The following is a 26391-nucleotide window of genomic DNA, read 5'->3' as shown; positions in this document are numbered from 1 at the left end:
GGCGGGGTCCAGTCAGCGGACCTTGACCTTGGCCGTCGGGCTCGTCCGGACGTTGCGGCCGTCGCTGACCTCGAGGTGGTACGACAACCCCTGGCCGCTGGTCAGGCGCGCATCGGTTACGGTCGTCACGGTCGGCTTCGTCCAGGAGTTCGACGTACGCGACCAGCTGCCGATCCGCGTGCTCCCGCGGTACAGCAGGTAGGTGAGGGTGAGGTTGTCCCGGTCGAGCACGGTCGGGAAGCTGATCGTCACCTTGTTGGCCCGGGCGCTCGCGACCTTCGGTGCGGCCGGCCGGGCCGGGGCGGCGCCGCCCGGGGCGCTGGTGAATCGCGTCAGGCCTTCCTGCGGTACGCCGTTCACCTCGGTGAAATCGCCGCCCGCCCACAGGTCGTTGCCGCCGGAAGCGAACGCCAGCGGGCCGACGAGAGTCTCCCCACCCGCATCGGTGTTCGGGAACCACGGGCCGAGCTTGCCGGTGATCGTGCTGTAGACGAGCAGGTGATGCATCCCGGTCTTGTCCGGGAACCCGCCGTCGGAGCTGCAGTCGTGCGCGTGCGAGCCCTTGTACAGCCAGTTGCCGATCGCCTTGATCGCCTCGGTCGCACCCAGGCAGTTGCTCTGCCAGATCAGCTTGCCGGTCGTCGCGTCCGCGGCCAGCACCCCGTCGTAACAGCCGAGACCCGAGCCGGCGTTGGCCGCGAAGACCTTGTTTCCCTGGACCTCGAGGTCCTTCACCTGGCTGTCGCAGTCCTCGGACCGCGGCGGGATCGCCGCGATCGCGGGCATCGGGAGCACCGCGCCGGTCGTGGCGTTCAGCATCGCGAGCGCGTGATCGTTGCGGCCGTCGATCCGGGTGAAGCCGCCGCCGACGAACACCCGGTCGCCGTCGGTGGACACCTCGATCGCGTGGACGTCGTCGTTCGCGTCCGGGCTCCACGGCAGCAGCGTGCCGGTGCTCAGCGTGACCGCGGCGAGACGGCTGCGGTCCATCTTGTCCACCTGGCCGAACGAGCCACCGAGGTAGACCGTCTTGTCGGTGATCTTCAGTGCCGCCACCCGGAAGTTGACCACTGGGTCCCATCCCGAGACCAGCTTGCCGGTGGCCACGTTGAACATCGCCACCCGCGACCGCGGCACCCCGTCGACGACGGTGAAGTCACCACCGATCACGACCCACCGGCCGTCCGGCGACGTCGCCACACTCCACACCGGCCCGTTGACCTGCGGCGCGAACCGCGTCGGTACGCCGGTGGTCCGGTTGAGCACGACGAAGTACTTCCGCGCCACGTCGCTGACCCCGCGGGCCTTCCCCGGCGGCCGGACCCGGGTGAACAGGCCGCCCGCGAACACCAGCTCACCGGCGACGGCGACCGAGTTCACACTCGCGTTCGTCTGCCATGACGGCTGCTCCACCGACGACAACGCCGAGCCGAATCCCCGCGGCGTGCTGTGCGCACTGGGCGCACCCGCCACGGTCGCGGCCTGCACCGCCGGGCCGGACGGGACCAGCGCCGCGGCGACCACGGCCGCGCCGGTGACAACTGCCAGGACAGCCTTCTTCATGAGCGAACCCCCCTGGGCCCGCTCCGGCGGAAGATGCCGACCCATGACTCGGTGACTATGCGCCGTCAAACGATAACTGTCAGCTCACCTTGTCGCGAAACCGGCCCGCGCGTTTCAGCTCCTGGAGCGCGCGTACTCCTCGAAGCAGGACCTGGTGTCGTCCGCGAGTTGGTGGGTGGCGTCGAGCAGCCAGGTCGGTGGGAGGCTCTCGACGTGGCGGCGGGCGTCGTGGAGGTGGTGCGGGACGACGCCATGGACGTCGGCCGCGGCCCGGGCCATCGAGGTCAGGACAAGTTCGATGGCTTTCGGGCGGAGGGATTCGATCGTGATGCGTTCGACGTCCGGGGACAGGGCGCGGAGTTGCCAACCGTCGATGCGACGCATCGGGTAAGGTCCGCGGACCGCGCTCAGGACGCGGCCGTACAGGAGGTCGTCCGCCTGCGCACCGATCGGCACGAAGTCTGTGGTGAGTGGACCGACGATCTTCACCTCGCGCGCAATGTCTTTGCCAACAGCAACCATCCGCGGATGGCCGAGGGATCCGGTGCCCGCCTGGCGATGGTGCCAGGAGGCGGCAGTGATCTCGACGGCCGTCCGGACCGCGGCCGGCAGGACCGACGGGTCCGCTGGCGTGCCGTCGCGCAGCTTGCCGTAGTACCGGTCGGCGTCGGTCTCTTTGGGTACCAGCGCACGCAGGTGCTCGGCACCCGGATCGGACAGATCGACGGCGCGACCCGGTTCGGCAGTGGACCATCCGTCGAGGAGCAGGCGGCAGATCCGCTTCGGGCTGATCGCGACCTGCGGGGTCAGCACGGCCGAGACCGCGAGCCGGAGCAGGTCGAGCGCGGGTGGACCCCAGACCAGTTCGTCGAGATCGTTGACGCCCCAGCGCCGTGCGCCGCGATGGTCGAGCCAGGTCCCGAAGTTCTGGACATGCAGGTCGCCGACCGCCGGCACTTGCGGGCCGGCTAGCACGGTCGGCGCCAGCTCAGCGACCCGCTCGAGCCAGAGGTAGTACGTCCCGCGCAGGAAGCGCAGCGGATCCGCCGCGAGTTCGCGATGTTTGAGCTCGAGATCCTCCGCTACGACGGGGATCCGGCCCGCGAGCCAGCGTTCGTACGTCGCGGTCGCCGCCACCGGATCGGCCGTCATCCCGACACCGCCTTGGCCGAGACCAGACCCCGGCGTACGGCGATGCCTCCCGCGACGACGCCGGCCGCGATCGTCACCAGCGCACCGAGGATCAGCGCGGACGGCTCCCCCGGCTGGAGCACGTGCAACGTCGTACCGACCGTGGCCGCCGCAACCGGGACGCCGAGCTGTGCCGACGCCAGAACGCCGAGACTCAAGGGCTGTCTAGTGAGCATCCCGGACAGGTGACTGATCACGGCACCGAGGCCGAGCGCCGCGCCGAGGCCGATGAACTCCGGTTTCGAGATGAGCTCGCGCAGGTCGAGCGACGCCCCGAGCCACACGAAGAACACCGGCCCGAGGAACCCTTCGGTCAGCGCGAACAACTGCCGCGCCAGCCGCCGCGGCTCACCCACGGCCGCGACCGCCAGCCCCAGGACGAACCCGGCCAGCATGATCGACACATGTGTCGCCGTCGCCAGTCCGGCGAGCGCGAACAGCACAATCAGACTGACCCGCAGCTCGATCGCGAACTGGCGGTCCTCCGAGACCTTGTGCGCCCGACGCCGTGCGCCGGACCGCTCCGCCCAGTTCAGCAGCACGTACGCCACCGCACCCGCACCGATGACCGCGAGCGCACCGAGCGCCGCCCGCCCGGCGTGCGGCGGATCGATCGCCAGCGGCAGCGCCACGATGCAGGCGGCGTCCGCGATCGCGACCTGAGGCAGCAACTCGACCACCGGCCGTCCGCCGAGTCCGAGCGAGTCGACGATCGGCAGGACCAGCGCCGCGGACGAGGAGGCCATGAGTACGGCGTACAGCGCGACGTGCCCGGTGTCGAAGACCGCGTTCAGGGCGTACGCGACACCGGTCGCGACGATGCCGGTCACGACCGCGCGGAGCAGCCCGGGCCGGATCGCCTTGCGCAGGCTCTCGTCCCGGACCGGAACGTGCGTCCCGGCGACGAACATGACCAGCCCGAACCCGATATTGGCGAGGAACGTGAACTTGTCGTCGGATGCGACGAGGTACCCGAACCCGGTCTTGCCCAGGATGATGCCGGCCAGCAGCTCGCCGAGCACGACCGGGATGTGCCAACCGCGCCGCCACGCCAGCAGCGGACCGATCAGACCGACGGCAACCACCACGGCCAGCACGGTGAAGCTCACCGCAGCTCCTTTCCCCGGAGAGCGCCATTGTGCTCCCGCACGGCTGAGATTCGGCGGACGCGGACGGGTTGCGCTGCGTTTGTTAGTCGGCTAAGTTTCTGCTTAGCCGACTAATAAATACCGGAAGGACGGGTCATGGACCTGGGATTCAAGGACGCGGCGGTGCTGGTGACGGGCGGGTCGTCGGGAATCGGACGAGCGACGGCGATCGCGTACGGCGCCGAGGGGGCGCGGGTCGCGATCACCTACAACTCGCGGAAGGACGCCGCGGAGACGGTCGCGGCGGAGATCGAGGACGCGGGCGGCACGGCGTACGTCGTACCGATGGATCTCGCCGCGCCCGAGACGATCGCGGCGGCGGTCGCGTCCGTGGTGGAGCACTTCGGCGGGCTCGATGCGGTGGTCGCGAACGCGGTCGACTGGGGCAACGCCGAGTTCCACGAGCGGCCCACGAAGGTCGAGGACGGGCGGCCGGAGTGGTGGGTGCCGATCATGCGCGCCAACCTGGAGGGCAACTTCCACTTGGTTCAGCAGGTCGCTCCCGCGCTGCGGCGATCCGGACACGGGCGTCTGGTGCTGATCTCGACGGACCTGGCCGAACGCGGCCTGCCGGGTTCGTGGCCGTACAGCGCGGCCAAGGCCGGACTGCACGGGCTGGTTGCGAGCGCGCAGCACGATCTGGGTGCTGACGGCGTACTGGTCAACATCGTCATGCCCGGTATCACGCTCGAGAACGGCGAGCACAGGGTGATCCCGCGGCCCGCGCTCGAGCAGCTCGCGGCCGGGTTCAGCGCGCGGCACCTGCCGGAGACGACCGAACTCGCGGACGCGATCCTGTTCCTGACCTCGCCGCGGACGAAGGCGATCCAGGGCCAGATCCTGCGCGTCACCGGCGGGACCCTCTTACCCGCGTAACGCGCAATACAGCACGGACAGCGCCTGCACTTGTACCGTGGGCAGAGGGACTCCCCCGATGAAGGAGCGTCGCGATGGCCCGGGCACTGATCGTGGTGGATGTGCAGAACGACTTCTGCGAGGGCGGAAGCCTGGCCGTCGCCGGCGGCGCCGACGTAGCGTTCCGGATCGGCGAGCTCCTCCACCAGTGGCACGAGGCCGAGCCCGACGACCGGCAGTACGCGTACGTCGTGGCCACCCGGGACCACCACATCGATCCCGGGGACCACTTCTCCAGGGAGCCGGACTACGTCCACTCGTGGCCGCGGCACTGCGTGGCCGGGACGGACGGGGTCAGCTTCCACCCGAACCTGGACCCGCAGCCGTTCGACGCGATCTTCGACAAGGGCGAGTATGCCGCGGCGTACTCCGGGTTCGAGGGGAAGTCGCACGAAGGCGGTCACGCCCTGGCCGACTGGCTGCGCGGCAAGGGCGTGACCGACGTCGACGTCTGCGGGATCGCAACGGATTACTGCGTCCGCGCCACCGCGTTGGACGCCCGCAAGGAGGGCTTCGACACTACTGTCCTGATCAACCTGACCGCCGGCGTTGCTCCCTCCAGCACAGAACAGGCCCTGACCGACCTGCGTACGGCCGGGGTCAACGTTACCTGAGCCCTCTTATCTGACTGGCGCGCCTGGGCCCAGGGGGATTCCCAGAGCCCACCATGCCAGGAACAGCAGGGTCCACGCGATGGTCATCGACACCGCGAGTGGAACGGTGTACGACGCCAGCGTGCCTACGCCGGCGTCCTTGCGGTAGCGCTGCAGGAAGCCGAGGGCCATCACGAAGTACGGGCTCATCGGGGTGATTGCCGTCGAGCCCGAGTCGGCGATGCGGAAGAGCGCCTGCGTCGTCTCGGCGGGGACGTTGAGGAGCAGCATCATCGGGACGAGGATCGGCGCGGTGAGCGACCACATCGCCGAGCCGCTCGTCACCAGCACGTTGATCACCGTGAGCAGCGCGAGGATGCCGAGGAAGATCACGACCTTCGGAGCACCGAGTTCGCCCAGCCAGCGCGCCGACTCCGCGGACAGCAGGTCGCCGATGTTGCTCCAGTCGAAGTACGCGAGGAACTGAGCGATCGCGAAGAACAGCACCAGCACCGGCGCCATCTGCTTGATCCCCTCGGCCATCAGCTTCGGTACGTCGGCCGCGCGCTCGATCGCCTTCACGGTGACGCCGTACGTGATGCCGACGAGACCGAACAGCACGGCAACCACCATCGCGATCCCGTCCAGGAACGGGGAGTCGACGATGCTGCCGTCCTTGCCGCGCAACGGGGAATCGTGCGGCAGCAGGACGGCGCCGATCGCGGCCGCGGCGACCAGGAACACGATGCCGGCCCGGCGCAGACCCTTGCGTTCGGCAACTGATACGGACAGCTGATCCGGGTCGTCGCCGGGTGCCTCCGGATCGGCGTCCAGGTCGGTGCGCTTGCTCAGCACCAACCTGGTGACGAGTGTGATCACCAGCGCCAGCAGGATCGACGACGCGATGTTGAAGAACCAGTTCGACAGCACCGAGACGTGCGCGTCGGGATCGATCGTCTTCGCGGCCGCGGTGGTGATGCCGGCGAAGATCGCGTCGTTCGGGGTCGGGATCGGACTCGCGTCGTACCCGGATGCGATCGCGGTGTACGCCACGACGATGCCAAGGATCGGCGACCGCCCCACCGCACGGAACGCGAGCCCGCCCAGTGGCACCAGGATGATGTACGCCGCCGCGGACGCGACATGCGCCATCGTGCCGGCGAACGCGACGGCAAACACCACCATCGACGTCGGCACGCGCGACACGCTGACCCGCATCAGCGCCTGCAGGAACCCGGTCCGCTCGGCGAGGGCGACGCCCATGATCACGACCACGATCGTCGCCATCGGCGGGAACTCGGCGAAGTTCGAGATCGCCGTCGAGACGGCCATCTGCAGTCCGTCACCGGACAGCAGATTCTGTACGGCGACCTCCTTGCCGTCCTTGGGCGAGAGCACCGAGACGTCCAGCGCCGACAGGATCGCGCTGACGACGGCGAGGATCGCGGACAGGATCCAGAACAGCCAGAACGGATGCGGCAGTGCGTTCCCGACCCGCTCGATGACAGCCATCGCCCGGACCAGCCGGGGCAGCTCCCTGCGGTCGGCAGTTGTGGCCGTACTCATGAGAGCTTGTGCGCTTTGAAGAAGGCGCCGATCAACTCGTGCGCTTCGAAGGTCTGCGTCACGTAGCCCGGTCCGGAGCTGGAGTCGGAGCCCGGCCAGCTGTGCCCGCCGTCGGTGACCGCGACGTGTACGACGTCCGCCTTGCAGCCCTTGTACGTGAACTTCAGGACGTCCTCACCGAGCTGACTCGTCTTCGGATCGGGATTGCAGTGATCGCGGACCGCCCAGTCGCGGACCCAGGTCTGCATACTCGGCAGATCTCGCTCGCCGTCGCCGCCGTACGGAATCGTCGTGTCGCCGGTGCCGTGGATGTCGAGTACCGGGATCGGACGGCTCGGCGCGCAGTGCGTGCCCTCGATGTAGAACGCGCCGGACACCGGTGCGATCGCCGCGAACCGAGCGGCCATTCGGCAGGCCAGAATCCCGGTGAAGCCGGCACCGTTGGATTTGCCGGTCGCGTAGACGGCGCGCTTGTCGACGCAGTACTTCGACTCCAGGTCGTCCAACAGGTCGGCGGTGAACTTCACGTCGTCGACACCCTTGGCGGAGTACGGCGCGCCTTGCCAGGCCTGCTTGTCCTCGTCGCCGATCACACCGTTGGGGTAGGCAACGATCGCGTCGAGTTTCGACAGATCGGAGAACGCCTCGGTCTGAGCACCGGTCTTGCCACGACCGTGGTATACCAAAATAAGCGAGGACGCCTTGGAGCTCTGGTAGTTTTCCGGCACGTGCAGGCGGTAGGTACGAGTGAGACCGCCGCTCTGGATCGTGTAGTCGCCGCTCGGGGCGGCCTGCTGGCCGCAGCCCGGCGTGGTGGACGCGGCCGATGCGGTTGCCGTCGGCAACGTGGTGCCGGCGGTCACCAGGGCCGCCGACGCCAGCAGGGCGCCGATCCGCCGGGTGGTATACCAACCGGACAGGCTGAGGGTTTTCGGGCGTGCGAGATTCATCAGGGTGCCTCCTCGGGCAGGCGGCCTGCAGGCGGGCAGGCTCGCGCCTGGACCTCCCTGAGCGAAGGTCCAGTGTGATCAGGCTGAGAGCAACTCGTCGGCGAAGGCGGCTATCCGGTCGGCGGCGGTCTCCACCAGGAGACGGCCGTCCTCGGCGGTGGCGCGACGGGGGTCGCCCAGTACGCCACGCTTGTGGTACGCGTCGAACCCGACGGACAGCCGCGGTCCACGCGACTGCCGGGACAGCCGGGCTGTCGTGGTCAATTCGTCGAGCGTGGTGGCGCCCGGCTCCAGGCGATCGGCCTGAACCAGGTCCGGGGCCAGGTACAGCATCTGCGCGGTCTCCGCCTCGCCGGCGTGACCGTGTACCTCATTGACTCCTGTGATCAGGTCCGACACCACGGACGTGACCGGGGTCCACGCGAACGTGAGCTCGCTGCGGACGTACTCCTGCGCGAGCACGGACAGGGCGGGGTTGTTCCCTCCGTGCCCAGTGATCACCAGGATCCGCCGCCAGCCGTGTTCGTGCAGGCTGGCGACGACATCCCGGAGTACTTGCATGAACGTTGCCGGGGACAACGTCATGGTGCCGGCGAACGCCATGTGGTGCGGCGAGACGCCGTACGGGACGGCCGGTGCGATCACCGCGCGACCGGCCAGCCGCTCCGCGACCCGCTCGGCCACGCCGACCGCGCGCACGGTGTCGGTGGACATCGCCATCCCGCCCCCGTGCTGCTCCTGCGCCCCGACCGGAACGATCACCAGCGGCGACCGGCGTACGGCGACGAGCGCTTCGTCGGTCGTCATCTCGGCAAGGTTCATGACCACTCCGGTGCGGACTCGATCGCGCGGCGGATGTTGTCGAGATGCTCGCGGGTCAGGCGTTCGGCCTCGGCGGCGTCCTGGGCACGGACGGCCTCCACGATCGCTTGGTGCTCTTCGTGGTCGCGCTCGCGGTTGTCGTACAGGGCGCGGATCTGCTGCTGCTCGCGGACCCGCACCTTCAGCAGGGACGACAGAACCTCTTGTAACAAAGGGTTCCCGGACGCGGCGGCGAGCTCGACGTGGAAGTTGAGCGCGAACGCCGGACCGCCGGGCGGGATGAGCGCGTTGGTGACCGCGGCTTCCAGGCGCTCCAGGTTTTCCGGCTGGCGTGCGACCGCGGATTGTGCGGCGACGGCCGGCTCGAGGACGAGACGGGCGCTGATCAGCTGCAGCACCGAGTCCTTGGTGATCGGCGGCCGATGCGGATTCGCCAGTACGACGTTGTTGATGGTCGGACCGACGTACGTACCGGAGCCGTGCCGGAACTCGACCGCCCCGGTCGCCTCGAGCTTCCGCAGCGCCTCGCGCACCGTCGGCGTCGTGATCGCGAATCGCTTCGCCAGCTCCCGCGCGGACGGAATCGCATCCCCCGGCCGCAGCCCGCCGTCCCGGATGATCCCGAGAATCGACTCGGTCAACCGGTCCGACAGGCTGGGCGGGACCTCAGCCGCTGAGTAAGTCACAAACTGACTAAATCACTTAGCCTTTCCCAGGTCAAGAGCTACGTCAGGCGGTGATCACGACCGGGGTGCCGTTCGAGGTCAGGGACCAGTCGACGGTGTGGAAGGTGGTCGGGTTCACCTCGCCGGTGGCGGTGACGTAGTCGATCATCAGCTGGCGGATCTCGACCTGGCGGTTGTAGACCACCGGTGCGGTGGAGACGTGGGGGAAGTTGCCGCCGCCGGACTGGCGGTAATTGTTGACTGCGACAACGAATTGCTGGTCGGCCGCGACCGCGACCCCGTCGTACGCGAGGTCCGTGATGCGCGCCCCGACCGCCTTGGCGATGTCGATCTTGTAGGTCAGTGGCTTGGTCAGTCCGCCGAGGACGTCGTAGTTGTAGTCCGGCGTGCCGTTCGGCGCGGTCGGGGTCGGCGCATTGGTTACCTGGTCGGACGGGAACGGCCCGGCCCCGGTCACCTGCTTGTAGTACTGCGCCGAGAACTCCAGATAGTCCTTGATCTCCGCGCCGGTCATCGTGACCGCGAGCAGTGTGTTGTCGAAGATGTAGAGCCCGGCGACATCGCGGATGGACACGTCGCCGGCCGGGATCGAGGCCGCGCGGTTGAACGGTGCGGCGATCGCGAGCACCGGCAGCGACGCCTGCGGCGTACCGACCAGCGCCTTCGAGACAGCATCCGCCTGGATGAAGTTGACGAAGTCGAGTGCGGCGGTGTCCTCCCACGGCGCCGTCGCGGCGGACATCGCCTCGGTGCACGTGCCGATCTTCGAGTTCACGTACTCGACGACCTTGTCGTGGTCCTTCTGCAGCAGAGCGACGACCTGCGGGTCGGCGTCGACGGTGTTCGCGTTGAGCACCTGGCTGTGCCGGCCGACGACCTTCCACTGCCCACGGACCTTCTGCAGGTCGAGGTCGATCAGCGACAGCCGCATGCCCCACTTCAGCGGCTCGCTCAGCACGACCTGCTCGCCGCTGGTCTTGTTCGTGACGAGGCGCTCGGGGATCTCCAGGTGCGCGTGCCCCACGAGGACGGCGTCGATGCCGGGGACCGTCTCGGCCATCAGGACGGACGCGTTCTCCGGGTACGGCAGCGCGTCGCCGTACGACGAGGACAGGTCCATCCCCGAGTGCACGGACGCGATCACGATGTCGGCGCCGGCCTTGCGGACCCGCGGCACCCAGAGCTTGGCCAGCTCGACGATCCCGCCGAACTTCAGCTTGTTCTCGACGTTCGCCTTGTCCCAGATCGCGATCCCCGGGTTGGTCAGTCCGAGGATGCCGACGGTGATCGGCTTCTCGCCCGGCACGTGCACCCGCTTCAACACGTACGGCGGGAACGCGGGCAGCCCGGTGGTCCAGTCCTGGGCGTTCGCGCCGAGCAGCGGGAACCGCAGCTGCCGCTGGAACTTGCGGAGGATCTCGATCCCGTAGTTGAACTCGTGGTTGCCGAGCGCGGCCGCGTCGTACCCGATCCGGTTCATCGCCGCGGCCATCGGGTGCGTGTGGCCGCCGGTGATGGGCTCGATCTTGGCGAAGTAGTACGCCAGCGGGGTGCCCTGGATGGTGTCGCCGGCGTCGAGCAGCAGCGGGCGAGGTGCGTGGTGGTCGGCGGCGATGCGATCCCGGACCGCGGTGACGAGCGTGGAGATCTTCGCCAGGCCGATGTCGTTGTGCGCGGTGTCGTCGTACTCGGCGTTCTTGAAGTAGTCCCAGTTGAAGACGTTGCCGTGCAGGTCGGTCGTGCCCATCACGCTCAACCGGACGGTCCGCCCGGGCCCGGGTCCACCGGCGTACGCCGGAACAGCCGTGAACCCGGCCGCGGCCAGGGCGGATGCTCCACCGATCAGGGTTCGTCTGGTCATCGTCGTACGCTCACCGCTGTCGGTCATCAGCCGCCTCACTGGTCTGCCGGCCGGGATCTCCGGCCTGGGGGCCACCCTACGGGCGACCCGGTGCCTGGATGAACCGCCCGGCACGAGAGGATGCCGTGCATGACCAAGCCGCCCGGCAAGCTCCTGCCGTTGGTCGCCGCGCTGCTCTGCGGTGCCGTCCTAGCCCAAGCCGCCAGTCCGTCCAAACACTCGACCGCGTCCGCGAAACCCGCGTCCCACACGTCGAGTCACGGACTCCTGAGTACGTCGACCACGTCCAAGCGAGGCGCACCGTCGTCGACGAAACCAACGCAACCCGCGGTCAAACCGCCGGCATCCAAGCCGCCCGTCGACGACTGGAACCTGACCGGCCACGGCAAGGTCCTGTACCTGACGTTCGACGACGGTCCGCAGCACGAGTGGACGCCGAAGATCCTTCAGGTACTGCGGAAGCACAATGCGCAGGCGACATTCTTCGTCATCGGGATCCAGGTTGCGCAGTTCCCGGAACTGGTCGCGGCCGAGCGCGCCGCCGGGCATCACGTCGGAAACCACACGTACGACCACAAGACGCTGACCCACCTTCCGGACGCGAAGGTGCGGCAGGAGATCAGCCAGGGCATCGCGTCGAAGTGCCTGCGGCCGCCGGAGGGCGCAACGAACGCGAAGATCCAGGCGATCGCGGCGGCGGACCACCTGCACGAGGTGCTCTGGGACGTCGACACCAAGGACTGGGAGAAGCCCGGCACCGCCCACATCGAGCACGCGATCATGTCCGGCGCCCGCCCCGGCGCGATCATCCTGATGCACGATGGCGGCGGCAACCGCTCCCAGACCGTCGCCGCCCTGGACAGCGCGCTCACCAAGCTCACCAAGCTCGGCTACACGTACCGCTCCCTGCCCTGCTAGAGCTGCCCAGCTAGCGGCGTACCTGCGCTGTTCCGCCGGAGAAGTGCTTCATGGCCTCGTCGATGATGTGGACGGGCTGGTCCAGCGCCTTCACCAGGAACAGCCCGGTCGGGCGCAGGAGCGGATTGGGCCTGACGACGCTGCGAACGGGCGCCTGATCAAGACCGCGGACACCTGCCGTGGTCGCGCTCACGCCTGGGACCAGGTCGAGATCCAGCACGTACTGACCGAGCAGCTTCTGCTGCCGGAAGCCGCGGACCGTCTGCCACTGCAGGACGACCGGGTACGCCGCGCCGTCGCACGCGAGCTCTAGCCCCTTGAGCGACATCCGCATCGCGACCGGTTGCAACTCGTTGGACTTGTACCACTGCTGCCGCTCGGCCTGCAGCCGGTACACCATGACGGTGCTGAGCACCAGCGGGATCATTGCCAGGATCAACAAGATCGCGAACGGCCACATCCCCGAACCGCGGAAGGCGAGCATCGCGTAGATCGCGGCGGCGATGCCGACCACGCCGATCGCGAGCGTGATCCAGGCGCCGCGGCGCTCCACGGTCCGCACCACCTCGCGCCGGCGTACCACCGCGTCCCGATCGATGCCGACGACGAACGGCGCCCCCGGATCCTGCGGCGGCACCTGCACTTCCACCTCCGGCGAATCGTCCGGCTCGAACACCAACTCGAATTCCGACTCGAACTCCGACTCCAACTCTGAGTCCGGCTCCGACTCGGGCCCCGACTTCAGCGCTGACTGCGACTCCGGTGAAACCTGCTCCGCGACCTGTTGCGACGTGTCCCCGTCCTCACTCACACGGGAAAGAATCCCACAGACGGTCAGGACTTGCGGCGACCCGCCCAGGTCCAGGCGTAGACGCCGTCGTCGACCGCCTGGCCGCCCTCGCCGAGTTCGAGCGGGCGGAAGGTGTCGACCATGACCGCCAGTTCCTCGAACCGCTCCGCGCCGAGCGAGGCCTCGATCGCCGACGGCTGCGGACCGTGCGCGTACCCGCCGGGGTGCAGCGAGATCGAGCCGAGCCCGATCCCCGAGCCCTTGCGCGCCTCGTAGTCACCGCCGCAGTAGAACATCACCTCGTCGGAGTCGACGTTCGAGTGGTAGTACGGCACCGGCACCGAGAGCGGGTGGTAGTCGACCTTCCGCGGGACGAAGTTGCAGACCACGAAGTTGTAGCCCTCGAACACCTGGTGCACGGGCGGCGGCTGGTGCACCCGCCCAGTGATCGGTTCGAAGTCGCTCACGTTGAACGTGTACGGGTACAGACAGCCGTCCCAGCCGACCACGTCGAACGGGTGCGTCGCGTACGTCATCCGGCTGCCGACGATCCCGCCGACACCGTTCCCGCGGTGCTTCACCAGCACCTCGACGTCCGTCCCCTCGACCACGAGCGGCTCGGTGGTGGGGTGGAGGTCGCGTTCGCAGTACGGCGAATGCTCGAGGAACTGCCCGTAGCGGGACAGGTAGCGCTTCGGCGGCGCGATGTGCGAGTTGCCCTCGATGACGTACGCGTGCACGCCCTCCGGCCCCGGCAGCCAGCGGTGCGTGGTCGCACGCGGGATGATCACGTAGTCGCCCTGGACAGCGTTCAGTACGCCGAACACCGTCTCCACGGTCGCCGAGCCCTTCTCGACGTACACGCATTCGTCACCGATCGCGTTCCGGTAGTACGGCGAGGGCTGCTCCGCGACGACGTACGAGATCCGGACGTCACCGTTGCCGAGCACCAGCCGACGATCCTCGACGGCGTTGGTCTTCGACGTGTCGGTGAAGAGATCGTGCAGCTTGAGGTGCCGCGGGGTGAGCGGGTGGTTGGCGACCGTGGACAGGTCGGGGAGGTCCCACACCTGCGAATCGACGATCGCGGACGGCACGCCGATGTGGTAGAGCAGCGACGAGTCCGATGAGAACCCCTCCTCCCCCATCAGCTCCTCGTAGTACAGCCCCGATTTTTGGCCACCGTCCGGTTTCCGGAACTGGGTGTGCCGCTTCGGCGGAACTTCCCCGACCTGCCGGTAGAACGCCATCAGAATTGCTCCAGAGTATCCGATAGTCGAACGCGTGCGTCCGCTTACCGAAAGCATCCGTTAGGCTCTGAGCCATGTCAACCGTCCCCGCCTTGTTCCGGCACCTGGTCGACGACGCTGCCATGTTCCCGCCGGGGAACCTGCCGATGGCCGAGGCCGTCACCGCACACCGGGCTCACCTGACGTCGCCGTACGCCGAGCTCGTGGGGCCGTTCGTCTGCAGCGACCAGGACCTGATGGATGTCGCCGCCGAGGCGGCCCGCTCCGGCGACGGGCCGCTCCGCGTCTCGGTCGTGATCGCCGGCGGCGCGGGCGGGATCGAGCCCGCGATCCGCTGGGGTGACCGCTCGAAGGATGTCGAGGTGACCGCGGTCGAGGTCCGGCTGCGCGACGAGGACGATCTGTCCCGCAACGCGCTGCGCGTCGTCCGGGCGTGTGACGACTGCCTCGACGAAGAGACGGCGTACGTCGAGATCGGCCTCGACGGAGCGTGGGAGCGCGCGCTCGATGTGGTCGCCGACGCCGGGTACGCCGCCAAGCTGCGGACCGGCGGACTCGACGCATCGCTCTTCCCGTCGGCGGACCAGGTGGCGGCGTTCATCATCGCCTGCCTGGACCGCGAAGTACCGTTCAAGTGCACTGCCGGGCTGCACAACGCGATCCGGCACACCGCGGAAGATTCGGGGTTCGAGCACCACGGCTTCCTCAACGTGCTGATGGCTACCCGGGCGTCGCTCGACGGCGGAACGCGGGACGAGGTGACCTCGGTTCTCAACGAGCGGGACGGCGAGGCGCTTGCCGCTCGGGCTCGGGAGCTGACCGACGATCAGGCCGTGAGCACCCGGCGATGGTTCACGTCGTTCGGCTCCTGCAGCATCGACGAACCGCGGCACGACCTGACGGCACTGGGTTTGATGGAGGCCTGATGAGCTGGATCGACATCCCGGACGGTTCGCCGTTCGGGCCGGACAACCTGCCGCTCGGCGTGTTCCGGTACGGCGACGAGGAGCCGCGGGTCGGAGCCGCGATCGGGGACCAGATCATCGACCTTGCGCCGGTCGCGTCGGCACAGATGCTCGACGGCGCTCAGCTGTTCGCCGAGCCGACGCTGAACGCATTTCTCGCTTTGGGGCGGCCGACCTGGCGGGCGACGCGCAGTTGGCTGCTCGAGCTGGTCCGGAACGCGAACGACCGGGACACGGTCGAGCCGCATCTGATCCCGCAGTCGGCGGTCACCATGCAGCTTCCTTTCCAGGTCGCGGACTACGTCGACTTCTACGCCTCCGAACAGCACGCGACGAACCTCGGCCGGCTGTTCCGCCCGGACTCCGAACCGCTGCTGCCGAACTGGAAACACCTCCCGGTCGGGTACCACGGGCGCGCCGGCACGATCGTTGTCAGCGGCACCGATATCGTCCGGCCGAGCGGTCAGCGCAAGGCGCCGGACGCGGCGGCGCCGACGTTCGGTCCGTCGCAGCGGTTGGATATCGAGGTCGAGCTCGGGTACGTCGTCGGCACGCCGTCAACGCTCGGAAGCCCTGTCTCCGTTGACGATTTTGCTGACCACGTGTACGGCGTGGTGCTTGTGAACGACTGGTCCGCGCGCGACCTGCAGGCGTGGGAGTACGTGCCCCTCGGCCCGTTCCTCGGCAAGTCGTTCGCCACGTCGATCTCCCCCTGGGTCGTCTCCCTCGAGGCCCTGGGCACTGTCCCGCTGCCGACGCAGGACCCGCCCGTCCTCCCGTACCTGGACGGACAGAACCTCCCGAACTACGACATCACGTTCGAGGTCCGTCTCAACGGCCACCTCGTCAGTACGCCGCCGTACCGCGACATCTACTGGTCCCCCGCCCAGATGCTCGCCCACCTGACCGTTAACGGCGCCACCGTCCGCACCGGCGACCTGTTCGCATCCGGCACAGTCAGCGGCCCGGCCAAGGACCAACGCGGCTCCTTCATCGAACTCACCTGGAACGGCCGCGAACCCCTCGTCACCGCCGGCAAGGAACACACCTTCCTCGAAGACGGCGACCAAGTAACCATCACCGCCTGGACCACCACCCCCACCGGCACCCACCTAGGCCTAGGCGAGGTAACCGGCCGCATCACCCCCACCCAACCCCCAGCCTGAACCACTCCGCCTTCCCCTCGCCGATGCCGGAGGCGAGGCGAATGTTGTTCATTAGTGTTTGTTTCTCTTGACGAGTTAGCGGTTACGTGCGAACTTTTCCCGCATGAAACGTTCAGTGGGGTGTGGAGTACTGGCTGTAGCGTTGGCTGCCGGTGTGCTGAGCGTGCCCTCAGGTGCGCACGCCGCCGGCGACCTGACCCTGCGGTCGAACGAATTGACGGTCACCGTCGGGGCGGACTTCCCCCGGGTGATCAAGTACGTCGACAACGCCTCCGGGCAGGCCCTCGGCGGCCAGCCGGACCCGATCTCGACGATCACGATCGACGGCACAGCCCGGACCGCGCATCTCACGAAGGCGCCAACGGTCGGCGACGGGCGCGCGTCGTACACGCTCGCCTTCGACGCTCTGCCCGACGTCCAGCTCGACGCCAGTCTGAGCGTGTCCGGGAGGGTGACGAAGTTCGCGATCGACGCGGTCCGCGATACCGAGGCGAACCGCGTGCACACGATCGACATCCCGAACCACGACCTGGTCTCGGTCGCGAGTACGGACGCCGGCGCGACCACCGCGTTCACCACGCTCGACCCGGACTCGACGCGCACCGCCGACAAGATCACGCCGGTCACCGCGGCCACTCCCGGCGAGACCTCCGCGACCGGAGCGGCGTACGCGTTCGTCAACACGAGCGGGCTGGCTGCGGGCATCGAGTCCAACTCGACGTACGACAAGCCGTCCGGTCAATCGGTCGATGACGGCGCCCGGTTCTGGCACCAGGCCCGTAAGGGAGCGGACGGCAGTACGCGCGTCGGCGTCTGGAGCGGTCAGTGGACGCACCGCGCCGACACCTCGCCGTACACCGAACCGCTCCCGTGGGCGAAGGTCGTGGTGACGCCGGACGCGAACAACGACAAGACCGTCGACTGGGAGGATGGCGCCGTCGCCTTCCGCTCGATCATGGTCGAGCCGAACGGCGGCGACCAGGTCAAGGACCGCGTGATCACGCATATCCCGTTCAACTTCGCCAGCCAGGCCACCCATCCGTTCCTGCGGACGCTCGACGACGTCAAGCGGATCTCGCTCTCGACCGATGGGCTCGGCCAGATGGCGATCCTCAAGGGGTACGCATCGGAGGGCCATGATTCGGGCCACCCGGACTACGGCGGCAACTACAACATCCGCGCCGGCGGGCTGACCGACCTCAACACCCTGCTCGCACAGGGCAAGTCCTGGAACGCGGCGTTCGGCGTCCACGTGAACGCGACCGAGTCCTACCCGGAGGCGAACGCGTTCAGCGAGGACCTGATCGACAAGACCGCCAAGGGCTGGAACTGGCTGAACCAGAGCTACTACATCAAGCAACGCCCGGATCTTGCCTCCGGCAACATCGTGAAGCGGTTCCAGCAGCTCCGCGACGAGACCGACAAGAACCTGCAGGAGCTGTACATCGACGTCTACTACCAGTCCGGCTGGCTCGCCGACGGCCTGACCCGGCAGCTGTCCGACCAGGGCTGGCAGATCGCGACCGAGTGGGCCGACCGGCATGAACGTACGTCGCTGTGGTCGCACTGGGCCAACGACCTCGACTACGGCGGCCCGACGAACAAGGGCCTGAACTCGCAGATCATCCGGTTCGTCCGCAACCACGAGAAGGATGTCTGGAACAACGACCCGATCCTCGGCCAGGCCAGCATCGTCGAGTTCGAGGGCTGGACCGGCGAGACCGACTGGAACAAGTTCTCCGCGAACATCTGGAAGCAGAACTTGCCGACGAAGTTCCTCCAGCAGCAGAAGATCCTCGACTGGAACACGAACGACATCACGTTCACCGGCGGTGTCCGCGGCGCGGTCGAGAACGGCAAGCGAGCCGTGTACGTCGGGAACGCGAAGGTCCTCGACGGCGACAAGTACCTGCTCCCGTGGGACAACAACAAGAAGCTCTACCACTACAACCCGGCCGGTGGCCGTACGACGTGGCAGGTCCCGGCGGCCTTCGCCGGTACCCGCAGCTTCACCGCCTACGAACTGACCGACACCGGCCGCACCAAGCCGACCACCGTCCCGGTACAGCACGGCACCGTCACGCTCAACGCCGTCGCCGGCAAGCCGTACGTCCTCTACCCGGTGGCTGCTCCGAAGCCGCGGGCCGCAGCTTGGGGTGAAGGCACGCACCTGCAGGACCCCGGCTTCAACGCCGGCAACCTGAACGTTTGGAACGCGACCGGCGGCGCGACGATCGACACGCTCGGGAACGGCCAGCACGTCGCGGCGCTCGGGACGGGCAAGTCGTCTATCAGCCAGCGCATCACCGGACTGACGCGTGGTCGGACGTACAGCGCATCTGTTTGGATCGAGGTCGAGCCGGGCAAGTCGCGACCGACGACTCTGAGCGTCGACGGCGCCAAGAACGTCGTCACCAGGTCGACTGCGCCGAACATGGTTGCCTCTGACGACAAACAGGGCGCCTACTACCAGCGGACCCGAGTCGTCTTCACCGCAAAGGGAAGCACCGCCGATCTAGCAGTAGGAGCGGCAGCAGGTTCGGCCAAGGTTCGTTTGGATGATGTCCGGGTTGTCGAGACCACACGTCCTGCTGCCGGGCTTGTCGACGACTTCGAGAACGTCGACCAGGGCTGGGGTCCGTTCGTGAAGGGCGATGCGGGCGGGATCACCGATCCGCGTACGGTGCTGGCGAAGAAGCACGCGCCGTACACGCAGGCCGGCTGGAACGGGAAGCTGGTCGACGATGTGCTCGACGGCGATTGGTCACTCAAGTCGCACGAGGAGAACGCCGGTTTGGTATACCGGACCACGCCGTCGACGGTGAACCTCCAGCCGGGCCACAAGTACAAGGTCAGCTTCGACTACGAGAGCGGTCGCGCCGGTCAGTACGCGTGGGTCCAGGGCGTCGATCGTCCGGACTCGGTCGAGGTCAAGTCGACCCCGATCGGCGAGCAGCGGACCAAGGCGACGTTCAATCAGGAGTTCGTGGCCGGTTGCGGCCGCGACTACTGGGTCGGTCTGCGCAAGTTGACCGATGGCGGTGACCAGACCGACTTCATCATGGACAACTTCGCCGTCACCGATCTCGGTACGACGTCGGAGCCGGCGGACTGCACCTCCGTTGCGGTGTCCGGGGTCAGCGGTCTAGTCTCCGGCGAGGCCAACACCGTCACCACCACGTTCACCAACAACGATGTAGTTGCCGCTAGCAACATCATGCTGGGACTGACCGCCCCGGACGGCTGGACTGTCACGGCGACCACGCCCGCGACGCACGCCACCGTGGCTGCGGGGGCGACTGCGACGACCACCTGGGACGTCACTCCTCCGGCCGGCACTCCGGAAGGAAAGTACGTGCTCACGGCAACGGGTGGTCAGGCAACGATCATTGCGGAGGCGACCGTGCTCCCGCCGGGGATCGTGCCGCAGTCCCGGATCAAGGTGGCGGACGTGGACAGCGAGGACGTCGCCACCGGCGGCGCCGCGACGATGGCGATCGACGGAAACCCCAGTACCATCTGGCATTCCGCCTGGTCGGAGGTGCCCACTCCGGCCGGCTTCCCGCACCACATCACGCTCGACCTCGGGTCGACGTACACCGTGAACGGCTTCAGCTACCTGCCCAGGCAGAGCGGCACCAACGGAATGTTCAAGGGCTACGAGCTCTATGTCAGCCCCGACGGCCAGGACTGGGGTACGCCGGTCGCCACAGGCGAGTTCCCCAACTCCACCGCGGTCCAACGCCTCAACTTCACCCCCAGGCCCGGCCGCTACGTGAAGCTGGTCGGCACCAGTTCCCTAAACGGTGCCGTCTTCGGCTCCGCCGCCGAACTCAACGTCTACGGCACCCACTAGGAACACCCAATGGGGACTGTGAACAGGCTATTGCTTGTCCACAGTCCCCATTGCTTGTCCCAGCTCCCCCGAACTACCTGGTGATCGACACCGACTCCGTCTCAGGTCCGGGCGGCAGGACGAGGCGCGCCAGCGCCCCGCCGCCGGGCGCCTCGCCGAACGTGAGCTCGGCGCCGAGAACCTTCGCGTGGCCGGCGGCAATCGTCAGACCGAGGCCGTGCCCGACGCCGCGTTCGGCCATCCCGGACCGGAACCGACGCGGGCCTTCGGCAATCAACTCCTCCGGATAACCGTTGCCGTGGTCAACCACCTCGACGGTCCGGCCGCTGACCGTGACCTCGACCGGCGGCTTGCCGTGCCGCAGTCCGTTGACGATCAGGTTCGCCAGGATCCGCTCGATCCGGCGTGAATCGGTCGACACCGTCTCGTCCGGCCCGAACAGGTACACCATCACGCTGTCCGGCGCCAGCGCTTGCTGCATCCGCAGCCGGGCGACAGCGGATCCGACGAAGGCGCCGAGACCGACCAGTTCCAGGTCGGCCTGCTCGACACCCGAGTCGAACCGCGCGATCTCGAGCAGGTCCTCGACGAGACGCCGCAGCACCTTGGCCCGGTCGCGGACCAGCTCACTCGGTCGCCCGGGCGGCAGGAGCTCGGCCGCAGTGGTCAGCCCGGTGACCGGCGTACGAAGATCGTGGGCCACGTCCGCGGTGAACCGGCGCTCGGCCTCGAGCTGGCCACGGAGCGAGCTGGCCATCGTGTCGATCGCCGTCGCTAGCGCCTGCACCTCATCCTTGCCTTTGCCAACGGCTCCGGCCGCCGAGGCTTCCAGATCGCCGGCGGCGATCCGCCGCGCCGTACCTGCCACGGCAACGATCCGCTTCGACAGGCTGCCGGCCAGGATCACGCTGACCAGGGCAACCAGCGCGACCGTGCCGATGCCGCCCAGCAGCAACGCCCGCTGCAGCGCCTTCATCGAGTCGTCGCTGGTCTCGTAGTCCTGCTCGATCGAGAGGACCTTGCCGTCCTTGACCGCGACCGCCGCCCACATTTTCGCGTGCGGCGATCCGGTCTTGAACGTCGCCCGCTTGCCCTCGAGCACGGCGTCGCGTAATTGCGGCGGCAGCTCCGGATCGTCCACCTTCGCCCCGAACACCGGCACGTCGTTGGTGTCGTAGCTCTGCGCCGCGAGCTGGATCCGCTCGTCCGCGAAACTGCGCGTGCGGTCCAGCCGGGCCGACTGGGCCTGGGTGTAGACCGCGACGCACAGCACGAGGATCGCGAGCGCGGAGACCAGCAGGAAGATGAGACCGAGCTTGCCGCGCAGTCCCATCCGCTATGCCCTGAGTTTGTACCCGAAGCCGCGGACGGTTTCGATGCGGTCGGCACCGATCTTGGTCCGCAGCCGCTGCAGGTGTACGTCGACCAGCCGGCCGTCGCCGCCCCACTCGTAGTCCCAGACCCGTTGCAGCAGGGTCGATCGGCTCAGCACGACGCCGGGGTTGTTGGCGAACTCGATCAGCAGCTTGAGCTCGGTCGGCGTCAGCTGCACGGTCGCGCCACCGCGCCGTACCTCCAACGCTTCCCGGTCCAGCTCGAGGTCGCCGAACGACTCGACGCCGGAACCGGCCGCCGGCGCGGGGCGCTCCGGATCGGACACCGCTCGCCGCATCACCGCCCGCAGCCGAGCCACCAGCACCTGGGTGTCGAAGGGTTTGGTCACATAGTCGTCGGCGCCTGCTTCCAGACCGAGTACGACGTCGAGCGCGTCACCGCGGGCAGAGACCATCACGATCGGGACCGTGCTGGTCTCGCGGACCCGTCGGCAGACCGAGATGCCGTCCAGCCCGGGCAGCATGATGTCGAGCATCACGACGTCCGGGTGGATCTTCTCGAATCGCTCGATCGCTTCCAGGCCGTCCTCGGCCGTGGTGACGTCGTAGCCGTGCCGTTCGAGGGTCAGTTGGGTCGCCTCACGGATCACCGCATCGTCCTCGACCATGAGAATGCGCGCTGCCGGTTCTTCCGGTACCACCGAACTTCAGTCTCCCTACTGGTCCGTCGAGCTCACCTTGATCATCTGCCGACCGTTCCAACGGTAGACCTCGACCCGTCGGCCCGACGGGCAGCAGACCGGGTCGTTGATCGTAAAGATCTTCGACTCGACCACCAGGTCCCCTTCGGGGCTGGCGTTCACGGTCGGTTGCTCGACGTTCAGGTTCCAGATCGGTCGCGGGCCCGAGGGCTCGATCGCGATCAGGAAGATACCGAAGACGAACTTCTCCAGGGTGTGGATCAGGACGATCTGCTGAGGTCTACCGCTGTGCAATACATCAACGGTCGTACCCCTGCTGAGGCAACGCGAAATCACCGTGCAATTCGAAAGGACTGTCCGCGCGTAGCTGGACAGGTGCCGATCGGCGAGCAGTCTGACCCTGACTTTGGCCAGATCGACCGCCACTTCAGGGGTCTGCGCCGGGTGCGGCTGAGTGGTGCCGAAGGCAACCGACGGCGTCGGGCTCGACGGGGGCGGGGACTCGGGGCCTTCGACCCGCAGTCCGCCGCCGTTCGCGCAGGCGGACAGCGCCGCGGTCGCGACCACAGCCGCGACGGCAGGCAGCACGGTACGGCGCCACAGACCCATCGGGCGCCTCCTACCCTGCATCCAGTCCCCCCGCGAATTCAGCTAAGTACCTTCCATAGTGTCGGCCGGACGTCACATTCGACGGGCATGGACGTCGAATGGCCTCGACAGTTCTATTGCGGTTGCGTCACAGCGGCGGACTGGCTCACTCGGCAACGATCTTGCCGGGATTGAGCAGGTTTTTCGGGTCCAGCGCGTTCTTGATCGCCCGATGCACGTCGAGCGAGACCGGCCCGACTTCCTCGGCCAGCCAGGCGCGCTTGAGTACGCCGACACCGTGCTCGCCGGTGATCGTGCCGCCGAGCTCGAGCCCGATCTCCATCACCCGGTCGAAGGCCTGCTGGGCCCGCTCCGCCTGGCCCGGGTCGGTCTGATCGAACACCACGGTCGGGTGCATGTTGCCGTCACCCGCATGCCCGAGTACGCCGATGGTGATGTCCAGCTCCGCCGACAGTTGCTCGAGCCGGCCGATGAACTCCGCCAGCCGCGACCGCGGTACGGCGACATCGTCGATCATCGTCGTACCGAGCTCCTCCAGGGCCGTCAGCGCGACGCGGCGCCCTTCGAGGAGCAACTCCCCCTCGGCGTCGTCCTCGGCCTCGATGCACTCGAGAGCGCCGTGGTCGCGGCACAGCTTGGCGACCGTCGCGACGTCGGCAGCGCCAGCCTCACCACCCGCGTCGGACTGCGCGATCAGCATCGCGGCTGCCTCTTCGGGAAGGTCCATCCGCTTGTACTTGTTGACGGCCTGGATCGTGGTGCGGTCCATGATCTCCAGCAGGCTGAGCGACACGCCGCTGCGGATGATCTCGAGGATCGCGTTACCGGCCTCGACGCCGGACCCGAACAGTGCGGCCATCGTCTTCGGCTTGGCTGCTGCCGGCCGGAGCGCCAGAGTCGCCTCGGTGATGATGCCGAGCGTGCCCTCGCTGCCGACGATCAGCTTGGCCAGGTCGTACCCCGCGACGCCCTTAACGGTCTTCCGGCCGGTCCGCAGTACGCGCCCGTCCGCGAGCACGACCTCCAGACCCAGCACGTAGTCCGTGGTGACGCCGTACTTCACGCAGCACAGACCGCCCGAGTTCGTGGACAGGTTGCCGCCGATCGAACAGAACTCCCAGCTCGACGGGTCCGGCGGATAGAACAGGCCCTGCTCGGCGACGGCACGCGACAGTACGGCGTTGTACACGCCTGGCTGCGTGACGACGTACCGATCGACCGGCTCGATGGCGAGGATCTTGTCCATCTTCTCCAGCGAGATGACGATGCAGCCGTCGAGCGCGTTGGCGGCGCCGGACAGCCCGGACCGCGCGCCCTGCGGAACGATCGGTACGCCGGCCTCGGCCGCGATCCGCACCGCCGCCTGCACGTGCGCGGTCTCCCGCGCCAGCACGACGGCAAGGGGCATCCCGGCCGGGCAGAACATCGCCCGGTCGTACCGGTAGCTCTCCATCCGGTCCGGATCGGTCACCAACGCTTCGGGCGGCAGGGCCTGACGCAACTGCTCGACAACCTCACTCATACCGTCGAGCCTAATAACTACTGCGCGGTACCGCGCACCGTCCCAGTGTCCGGATGAGGTCGTGTTTGGTCAGCGGGTGCGTTTGGTGGCGTTCTCCGAGATCTCCTCGTAGCCGCCGCCGTAGTTGTGGTACTCCCGGCCGATCGCGGCGAACGTGATGCCACTGCCGCCTTTGACCTTCGGTGTCCGGCAGGTGCGCTGCCCCTGGATCACCGAACCGTTGCCGCCGCTGCTGTCGCAGCTGAGCACCCGGCCGTCGTTGCCGCCGCCGTACTGCACCACGAAGGCGTTGGCCTTCGCATTGGCCACCACCGGCGAGGCCATGCTGATTTCGGCCCAGTACTGCGAGCAGCTGTCCCGGACCAACCGGACAGTGCCCCAACTGGGTGGTTTGTGGTCGCGCAGCATCGGCGCCGACGCGATGGATCTCGCACCTGAACAGGTGGCCGCTTCGGCCGCCTGGGCCGGCGCTGCGGCGGCGAAAGTGAGCACGCCGACTCCGGCCAGTCCTGCGGTGCTGAGCAGAATGCCCAGTGTCTTCATGACGAAACCCTTCCTGAGTGCGCGCCCCGACGCACACTCAGGAAGGCACACTACGCGACCGGAGCTTGCCCCAACAGTCATTCCGGTAATCGGACGGCGACACGCCGTGTTCAGTTGCACCCGGCAAGGATTTGATCGTTCACAGGTTGCCGCGTCGCTCTTGTTCGCGCTCGATCGCCTCGAACAGCGCCTTGAAGTTGCCCTTGCCGAAGCCGAGCGAGCCGTGCCGCTCGATCAGTTCGTAGAAGACCGTCGGGCGGTCGCCGATCGGGGCGGTGAAGATCTGCAGCAGGTAGCCGTCCTCGTCGCGGTCGACCAGGATGCCGCGCGACTGCAGTTCCTCGATCGGCACGCGGACGTTGCCGATCCGGGACCGCAACTCCGGGTCCTCGTAGTACGAGTCCGGGGTGTTGAGGAACTCGACGCCGTTGGCCCGCATGATGTCGACCGTGCGCAGGATGTCGTTGGTCGCGAGCGCGATGTGCTGCGCGCCGGCGCCGTCGTAGAACTCCAGGAACTCGTCGATCTGCGACTTCTTCTTCGCCACCGCCGGCTCGTTCAGCGGGAACTTGACCCGGTGGTTGCCGTTGGCGACGACCTTGCTCATCAGCGCCGAGTAGTCGGTGGCGATGTCGTCACCGATGAACTCGGCCATGTTCACGAAGCCCATGACTTTGTTGTAGAAGGCAACCCACTCGTCCATCTTGCCGAGCTCGACGTTACCGACGACGTGGTCGACCGCCTGGAACAGCCGCTTCGGGTGCCCCTCGGGACGAGTCACCTGAGTGGTCGCCGCGACGAAGCCGGGCAGGTACGGGCCGTCGTACTTGCTCCGGTCGATCAGCGTGTGCCGGGTGTCGCCGTACGCCGCGATCGCCGCGCGCCGGACCGTGCCGTGCTCGTCGCTGACGTCGTTCGGCTCCTCGAGGACGACCGCGCCGACCTTCCGGGCGTGCTCGATGCACTTGTCCACGTCCGGCACCTCGAGGGCGAGGTCGGAGACGCCGTCGCCGTGCCTGCGGTGGTGGTCGAGCAGCGGGCTCTTCGGGCTCACGCCGCCGGAGATGACGAAGCGGCCGGAGCCGGACTTGAGCACATACGACTTGCTGTCCTTGCTGCCGGTCTCGGGACCGGAGTACGCGACCAGGTCCATACCGAACGCGAGCTGGTACCACTTCGCGGTCTGGGTGGCGTTGCCGACCACGAACACCACCGCGTCCATCGCGGTGACCGGGAACGGGTCGGTGCTCTCGTCGTACGGCACCAGGCCGACGAGCTGCTTGAGCTGGTCGAGGTCGAGATCGGCGTCGAGCTCTGCGGGGGTGAGGTCGGTGCTGGTCATCGGGGTCCTCCCGGGTCGGGTACGTGCACCGAGCCTCGCGGGATGACGACAGGTTGTGCAACAGTTTGTTATTTCGCTGGTCAGGTTGCACAGTATGTTG

The 26391-nt window shown here is 67.8% G+C and carries 22 protein-coding genes; 6 read left to right on the top strand and 16 right to left on the bottom strand.

Annotated elements, in window-relative coordinates; translation table 11 throughout:
• Positions 1–12 precede the first annotated feature (12 nt).
• From AB0J62_RS19735 to AB0J62_RS19725, 3 genes are all read right to left on the bottom strand, one after another.
• Positions 13–1563, bottom strand: coding sequence for a fibronectin type III domain-containing protein (locus AB0J62_RS19735; RefSeq protein ID WP_363872549.1), 1551 nt, complete (start codon positions 1561–1563; stop codon positions 13–15).
• A gap of 114 nt (positions 1564–1677) precedes the next feature.
• The gene (locus AB0J62_RS19730) at positions 1678–2715 is read right to left on the bottom strand and encodes a DUF2252 family protein (protein ID WP_363872546.1); all 1038 of its coding nucleotides are present in this window, start codon (positions 2713–2715) and stop codon (positions 1678–1680) included.
• A complete protein-coding gene (locus AB0J62_RS19725; RefSeq protein WP_363872543.1) occupies positions 2712–3863 on the bottom strand; it encodes a cation:proton antiporter in 1152 nt (383 codons plus the stop codon). Before AB0J62_RS19725 ends, AB0J62_RS19730 begins: the two co-directional genes overlap by 4 nt.
• A gap of 135 nt (positions 3864–3998) precedes the next feature.
• Between AB0J62_RS19725 and AB0J62_RS19720 the strand changes: the two genes are divergently transcribed.
• Together AB0J62_RS19720 and AB0J62_RS19715 are read left to right on the top strand one after the other, a co-directional pair.
• Positions 3999–4778, top strand: coding sequence for an SDR family oxidoreductase (locus tag AB0J62_RS19720; RefSeq protein ID WP_363872540.1), 780 nt, complete (start codon positions 3999–4001; stop codon positions 4776–4778).
• Between the two features lie 74 nt (positions 4779–4852).
• Positions 4853–5431, top strand: a complete 579-nt coding sequence (locus AB0J62_RS19715; protein WP_363872537.1) for a nicotinamidase — start codon at positions 4853–4855, stop codon at positions 5429–5431.
• Between the two features lie 6 nt (positions 5432–5437).
• Here the strand turns inward: AB0J62_RS19715 and AB0J62_RS19710 are convergent, their stop codons facing one another.
• The 5 genes from AB0J62_RS19710 to AB0J62_RS19690 all read right to left on the bottom strand — a co-directional run bounded on the left by AB0J62_RS19710 (position 5438) and on the right by AB0J62_RS19690 (position 11295).
• Complete coding sequence (locus tag AB0J62_RS19710) at positions 5438–6976, bottom strand: AbgT family transporter (RefSeq protein ID WP_363872534.1); 1539 nt, start codon at positions 6974–6976, stop codon at positions 5438–5440.
• Positions 6973–7926 (bottom strand): prolyl oligopeptidase family serine peptidase, encoded by a 954-nt coding sequence (locus tag AB0J62_RS19705; protein WP_363872531.1) that lies wholly within the window; start codon positions 7924–7926, stop codon positions 6973–6975. The genes AB0J62_RS19710 and AB0J62_RS19705 overlap by 4 nt, the downstream gene beginning before the upstream one ends.
• A 78-nt stretch (positions 7927–8004) precedes the next feature.
• A complete protein-coding gene (locus AB0J62_RS19700) occupies positions 8005–8748 on the bottom strand; it encodes a creatininase family protein (protein WP_363872528.1) in 744 nt (247 codons plus the stop codon).
• Entirely contained in the window at positions 8745–9434 is a 690-nt protein-coding gene (locus AB0J62_RS19695) for an FCD domain-containing protein (protein ID WP_363872525.1), read from the bottom strand. Before AB0J62_RS19695 ends, AB0J62_RS19700 begins: the two co-directional genes overlap by 4 nt.
• 43 nt (positions 9435–9477) lie before the next feature.
• Complete coding sequence (locus AB0J62_RS19690) at positions 9478–11295, bottom strand: 5'-nucleotidase C-terminal domain-containing protein (protein ID WP_363872522.1); 1818 nt, start codon at positions 11293–11295, stop codon at positions 9478–9480.
• 129 nt (positions 11296–11424) lie between these two features.
• On the opposite strand from AB0J62_RS19690, the gene AB0J62_RS19685 reads away from it, so the two are divergent.
• On the top strand, positions 11425–12213 hold the full coding sequence (locus AB0J62_RS19685) for a polysaccharide deacetylase family protein (RefSeq protein WP_363872519.1): 789 nt from the start codon (positions 11425–11427) through the stop codon (positions 12211–12213).
• A gap of 10 nt (positions 12214–12223) precedes the next feature.
• Here the strand turns inward: AB0J62_RS19685 and AB0J62_RS19680 are convergent, their stop codons facing one another.
• Together AB0J62_RS19680 and AB0J62_RS19675 are read right to left on the bottom strand one after the other, a co-directional pair.
• Positions 12224–13024, bottom strand: coding sequence for a hypothetical protein (locus AB0J62_RS19680; protein ID WP_363872516.1), 801 nt, complete (start codon positions 13022–13024; stop codon positions 12224–12226).
• A 23-nt stretch (positions 13025–13047) separates the two neighbouring features.
• Positions 13048–14253 (bottom strand): homogentisate 1,2-dioxygenase domain-containing protein, encoded by a 1206-nt coding sequence (locus AB0J62_RS19675; RefSeq protein ID WP_363872513.1) that lies wholly within the window; start codon positions 14251–14253, stop codon positions 13048–13050.
• A 74-nt stretch (positions 14254–14327) separates the two neighbouring features.
• Between AB0J62_RS19675 and AB0J62_RS19670 the strand changes: the two genes are divergently transcribed.
• From AB0J62_RS19670 to AB0J62_RS19660, 3 genes are all read left to right on the top strand, one after another.
• Positions 14328–15179, top strand: coding sequence for a hypothetical protein (locus AB0J62_RS19670; protein WP_363872510.1), 852 nt, complete (start codon positions 14328–14330; stop codon positions 15177–15179).
• Entirely contained in the window at positions 15179–16384 is a 1206-nt protein-coding gene (gene fahA, locus AB0J62_RS19665; protein WP_363872507.1) for a fumarylacetoacetase, read from the top strand. The genes AB0J62_RS19670 and fahA overlap by 1 nt, the downstream gene beginning before the upstream one ends.
• A gap of 103 nt (positions 16385–16487) precedes the next feature.
• The gene (locus AB0J62_RS19660; protein ID WP_363872504.1) at positions 16488–20240 is read left to right on the top strand and encodes an endo-alpha-N-acetylgalactosaminidase family protein; all 3753 of its coding nucleotides are present in this window, start codon (positions 16488–16490) and stop codon (positions 20238–20240) included.
• A gap of 73 nt (positions 20241–20313) precedes the next feature.
• Here AB0J62_RS19660 and AB0J62_RS19655 read toward each other — a convergent pair whose 3' ends face one another.
• The 6 genes from AB0J62_RS19655 to hppD all read right to left on the bottom strand — a co-directional run bounded on the left by AB0J62_RS19655 (position 20314) and on the right by hppD (position 26291).
• Complete coding sequence (locus AB0J62_RS19655) at positions 20314–21573, bottom strand: HAMP domain-containing sensor histidine kinase (protein WP_363872501.1); 1260 nt, start codon at positions 21571–21573, stop codon at positions 20314–20316.
• A 3-nt stretch (positions 21574–21576) separates the two neighbouring features.
• Positions 21577–22242, bottom strand: a complete 666-nt coding sequence (cseB, locus tag AB0J62_RS19650; RefSeq protein WP_198681741.1) for a two-component system response regulator CseB — start codon at positions 22240–22242, stop codon at positions 21577–21579.
• 48 nt (positions 22243–22290) lie between these two features.
• Positions 22291–22884, bottom strand: a complete 594-nt coding sequence (locus tag AB0J62_RS19645; protein WP_363872497.1) for a hypothetical protein — start codon at positions 22882–22884, stop codon at positions 22291–22293.
• A 145-nt stretch (positions 22885–23029) separates the two neighbouring features.
• A complete protein-coding gene (locus AB0J62_RS19640; protein ID WP_363872494.1) occupies positions 23030–24406 on the bottom strand; it encodes an FAD-linked oxidase C-terminal domain-containing protein in 1377 nt (458 codons plus the stop codon).
• A 69-nt stretch (positions 24407–24475) separates the two neighbouring features.
• The gene (locus AB0J62_RS19635) at positions 24476–24949 is read right to left on the bottom strand and encodes a hypothetical protein (protein WP_363872491.1); all 474 of its coding nucleotides are present in this window, start codon (positions 24947–24949) and stop codon (positions 24476–24478) included.
• Positions 24950–25088: 139 nt separating this feature from the next.
• Complete coding sequence (hppD, locus tag AB0J62_RS19630; protein WP_363872488.1) at positions 25089–26291, bottom strand: 4-hydroxyphenylpyruvate dioxygenase; 1203 nt, start codon at positions 26289–26291, stop codon at positions 25089–25091.
• Positions 26292–26391 lie beyond the last annotated feature (100 nt).

Source organism: Kribbella sp. NPDC049584, from assembly GCF_040675555.1.
Classification (GTDB): domain Bacteria; phylum Actinomycetota; class Actinomycetes; order Propionibacteriales; family Kribbellaceae; genus Kribbella.
This window is presented reverse-complemented; position numbering and strand designations above follow the sequence as displayed.

Bases quoted from the DNA above. Each gene is read 5' to 3' on its own strand.
- AB0J62_RS19655 (WP_363872501.1), bottom strand. From the start codon at position 21,573: ATGGGACTGCGCGGCAAGCTCGGTCTCATCTTCCTGCTGGTCTCCGCG.
- AB0J62_RS19730 (WP_363872546.1), bottom strand. From the start codon at position 2,715: ATGACGGCCGATCCGGTGGCGGCGACCGCGACGTACGAACGCTGGCTC.
- AB0J62_RS19735 (WP_363872549.1), bottom strand. From the start codon at position 1,563: ATGAAGAAGGCTGTCCTGGCAGTTGTCACCGGCGCGGCCGTGGTCGCC.
- AB0J62_RS19720 (WP_363872540.1), top strand. From the start codon at position 3,999: ATGGACCTGGGATTCAAGGACGCGGCGGTGCTGGTGACGGGCGGGTCG.
- AB0J62_RS19690 (WP_363872522.1), bottom strand. From the start codon at position 11,295: ATGACCAGACGAACCCTGATCGGTGGAGCATCCGCCCTGGCCGCGGCC.
- AB0J62_RS19685 (WP_363872519.1), top strand. From the start codon at position 11,425: ATGACCAAGCCGCCCGGCAAGCTCCTGCCGTTGGTCGCCGCGCTGCTC.
- AB0J62_RS19710 (WP_363872534.1), bottom strand. From the start codon at position 6,976: ATGAGTACGGCCACAACTGCCGACCGCAGGGAGCTGCCCCGGCTGGTC.
- fahA (WP_363872507.1), top strand. From the start codon at position 15,179: ATGAGCTGGATCGACATCCCGGACGGTTCGCCGTTCGGGCCGGACAAC.
- cseB (WP_198681741.1), bottom strand. From the start codon at position 22,242: ATGGTCGAGGACGATGCGGTGATCCGTGAGGCGACCCAACTGACCCTC.
- AB0J62_RS19670 (WP_363872510.1), top strand. From the start codon at position 14,328: ATGTCAACCGTCCCCGCCTTGTTCCGGCACCTGGTCGACGACGCTGCC.
- AB0J62_RS19640 (WP_363872494.1), bottom strand. From the start codon at position 24,406: ATGAGTGAGGTTGTCGAGCAGTTGCGTCAGGCCCTGCCGCCCGAAGCG.
- AB0J62_RS19715 (WP_363872537.1), top strand. From the start codon at position 4,853: ATGGCCCGGGCACTGATCGTGGTGGATGTGCAGAACGACTTCTGCGAG.
- AB0J62_RS19705 (WP_363872531.1), bottom strand. From the start codon at position 7,926: ATGAATCTCGCACGCCCGAAAACCCTCAGCCTGTCCGGTTGGTATACC.
- AB0J62_RS19700 (WP_363872528.1), bottom strand. From the start codon at position 8,748: ATGAACCTTGCCGAGATGACGACCGACGAAGCGCTCGTCGCCGTACGC.
- AB0J62_RS19635 (WP_363872491.1), bottom strand. From the start codon at position 24,949: ATGAAGACACTGGGCATTCTGCTCAGCACCGCAGGACTGGCCGGAGTC.
- AB0J62_RS19675 (WP_363872513.1), bottom strand. From the start codon at position 14,253: ATGGCGTTCTACCGGCAGGTCGGGGAAGTTCCGCCGAAGCGGCACACC.
- AB0J62_RS19645 (WP_363872497.1), bottom strand. From the start codon at position 22,884: ATGGGTCTGTGGCGCCGTACCGTGCTGCCTGCCGTCGCGGCTGTGGTC.
- hppD (WP_363872488.1), bottom strand. From the start codon at position 26,291: ATGACCAGCACCGACCTCACCCCCGCAGAGCTCGACGCCGATCTCGAC.
- AB0J62_RS19660 (WP_363872504.1), top strand. From the start codon at position 16,488: ATGAAACGTTCAGTGGGGTGTGGAGTACTGGCTGTAGCGTTGGCTGCC.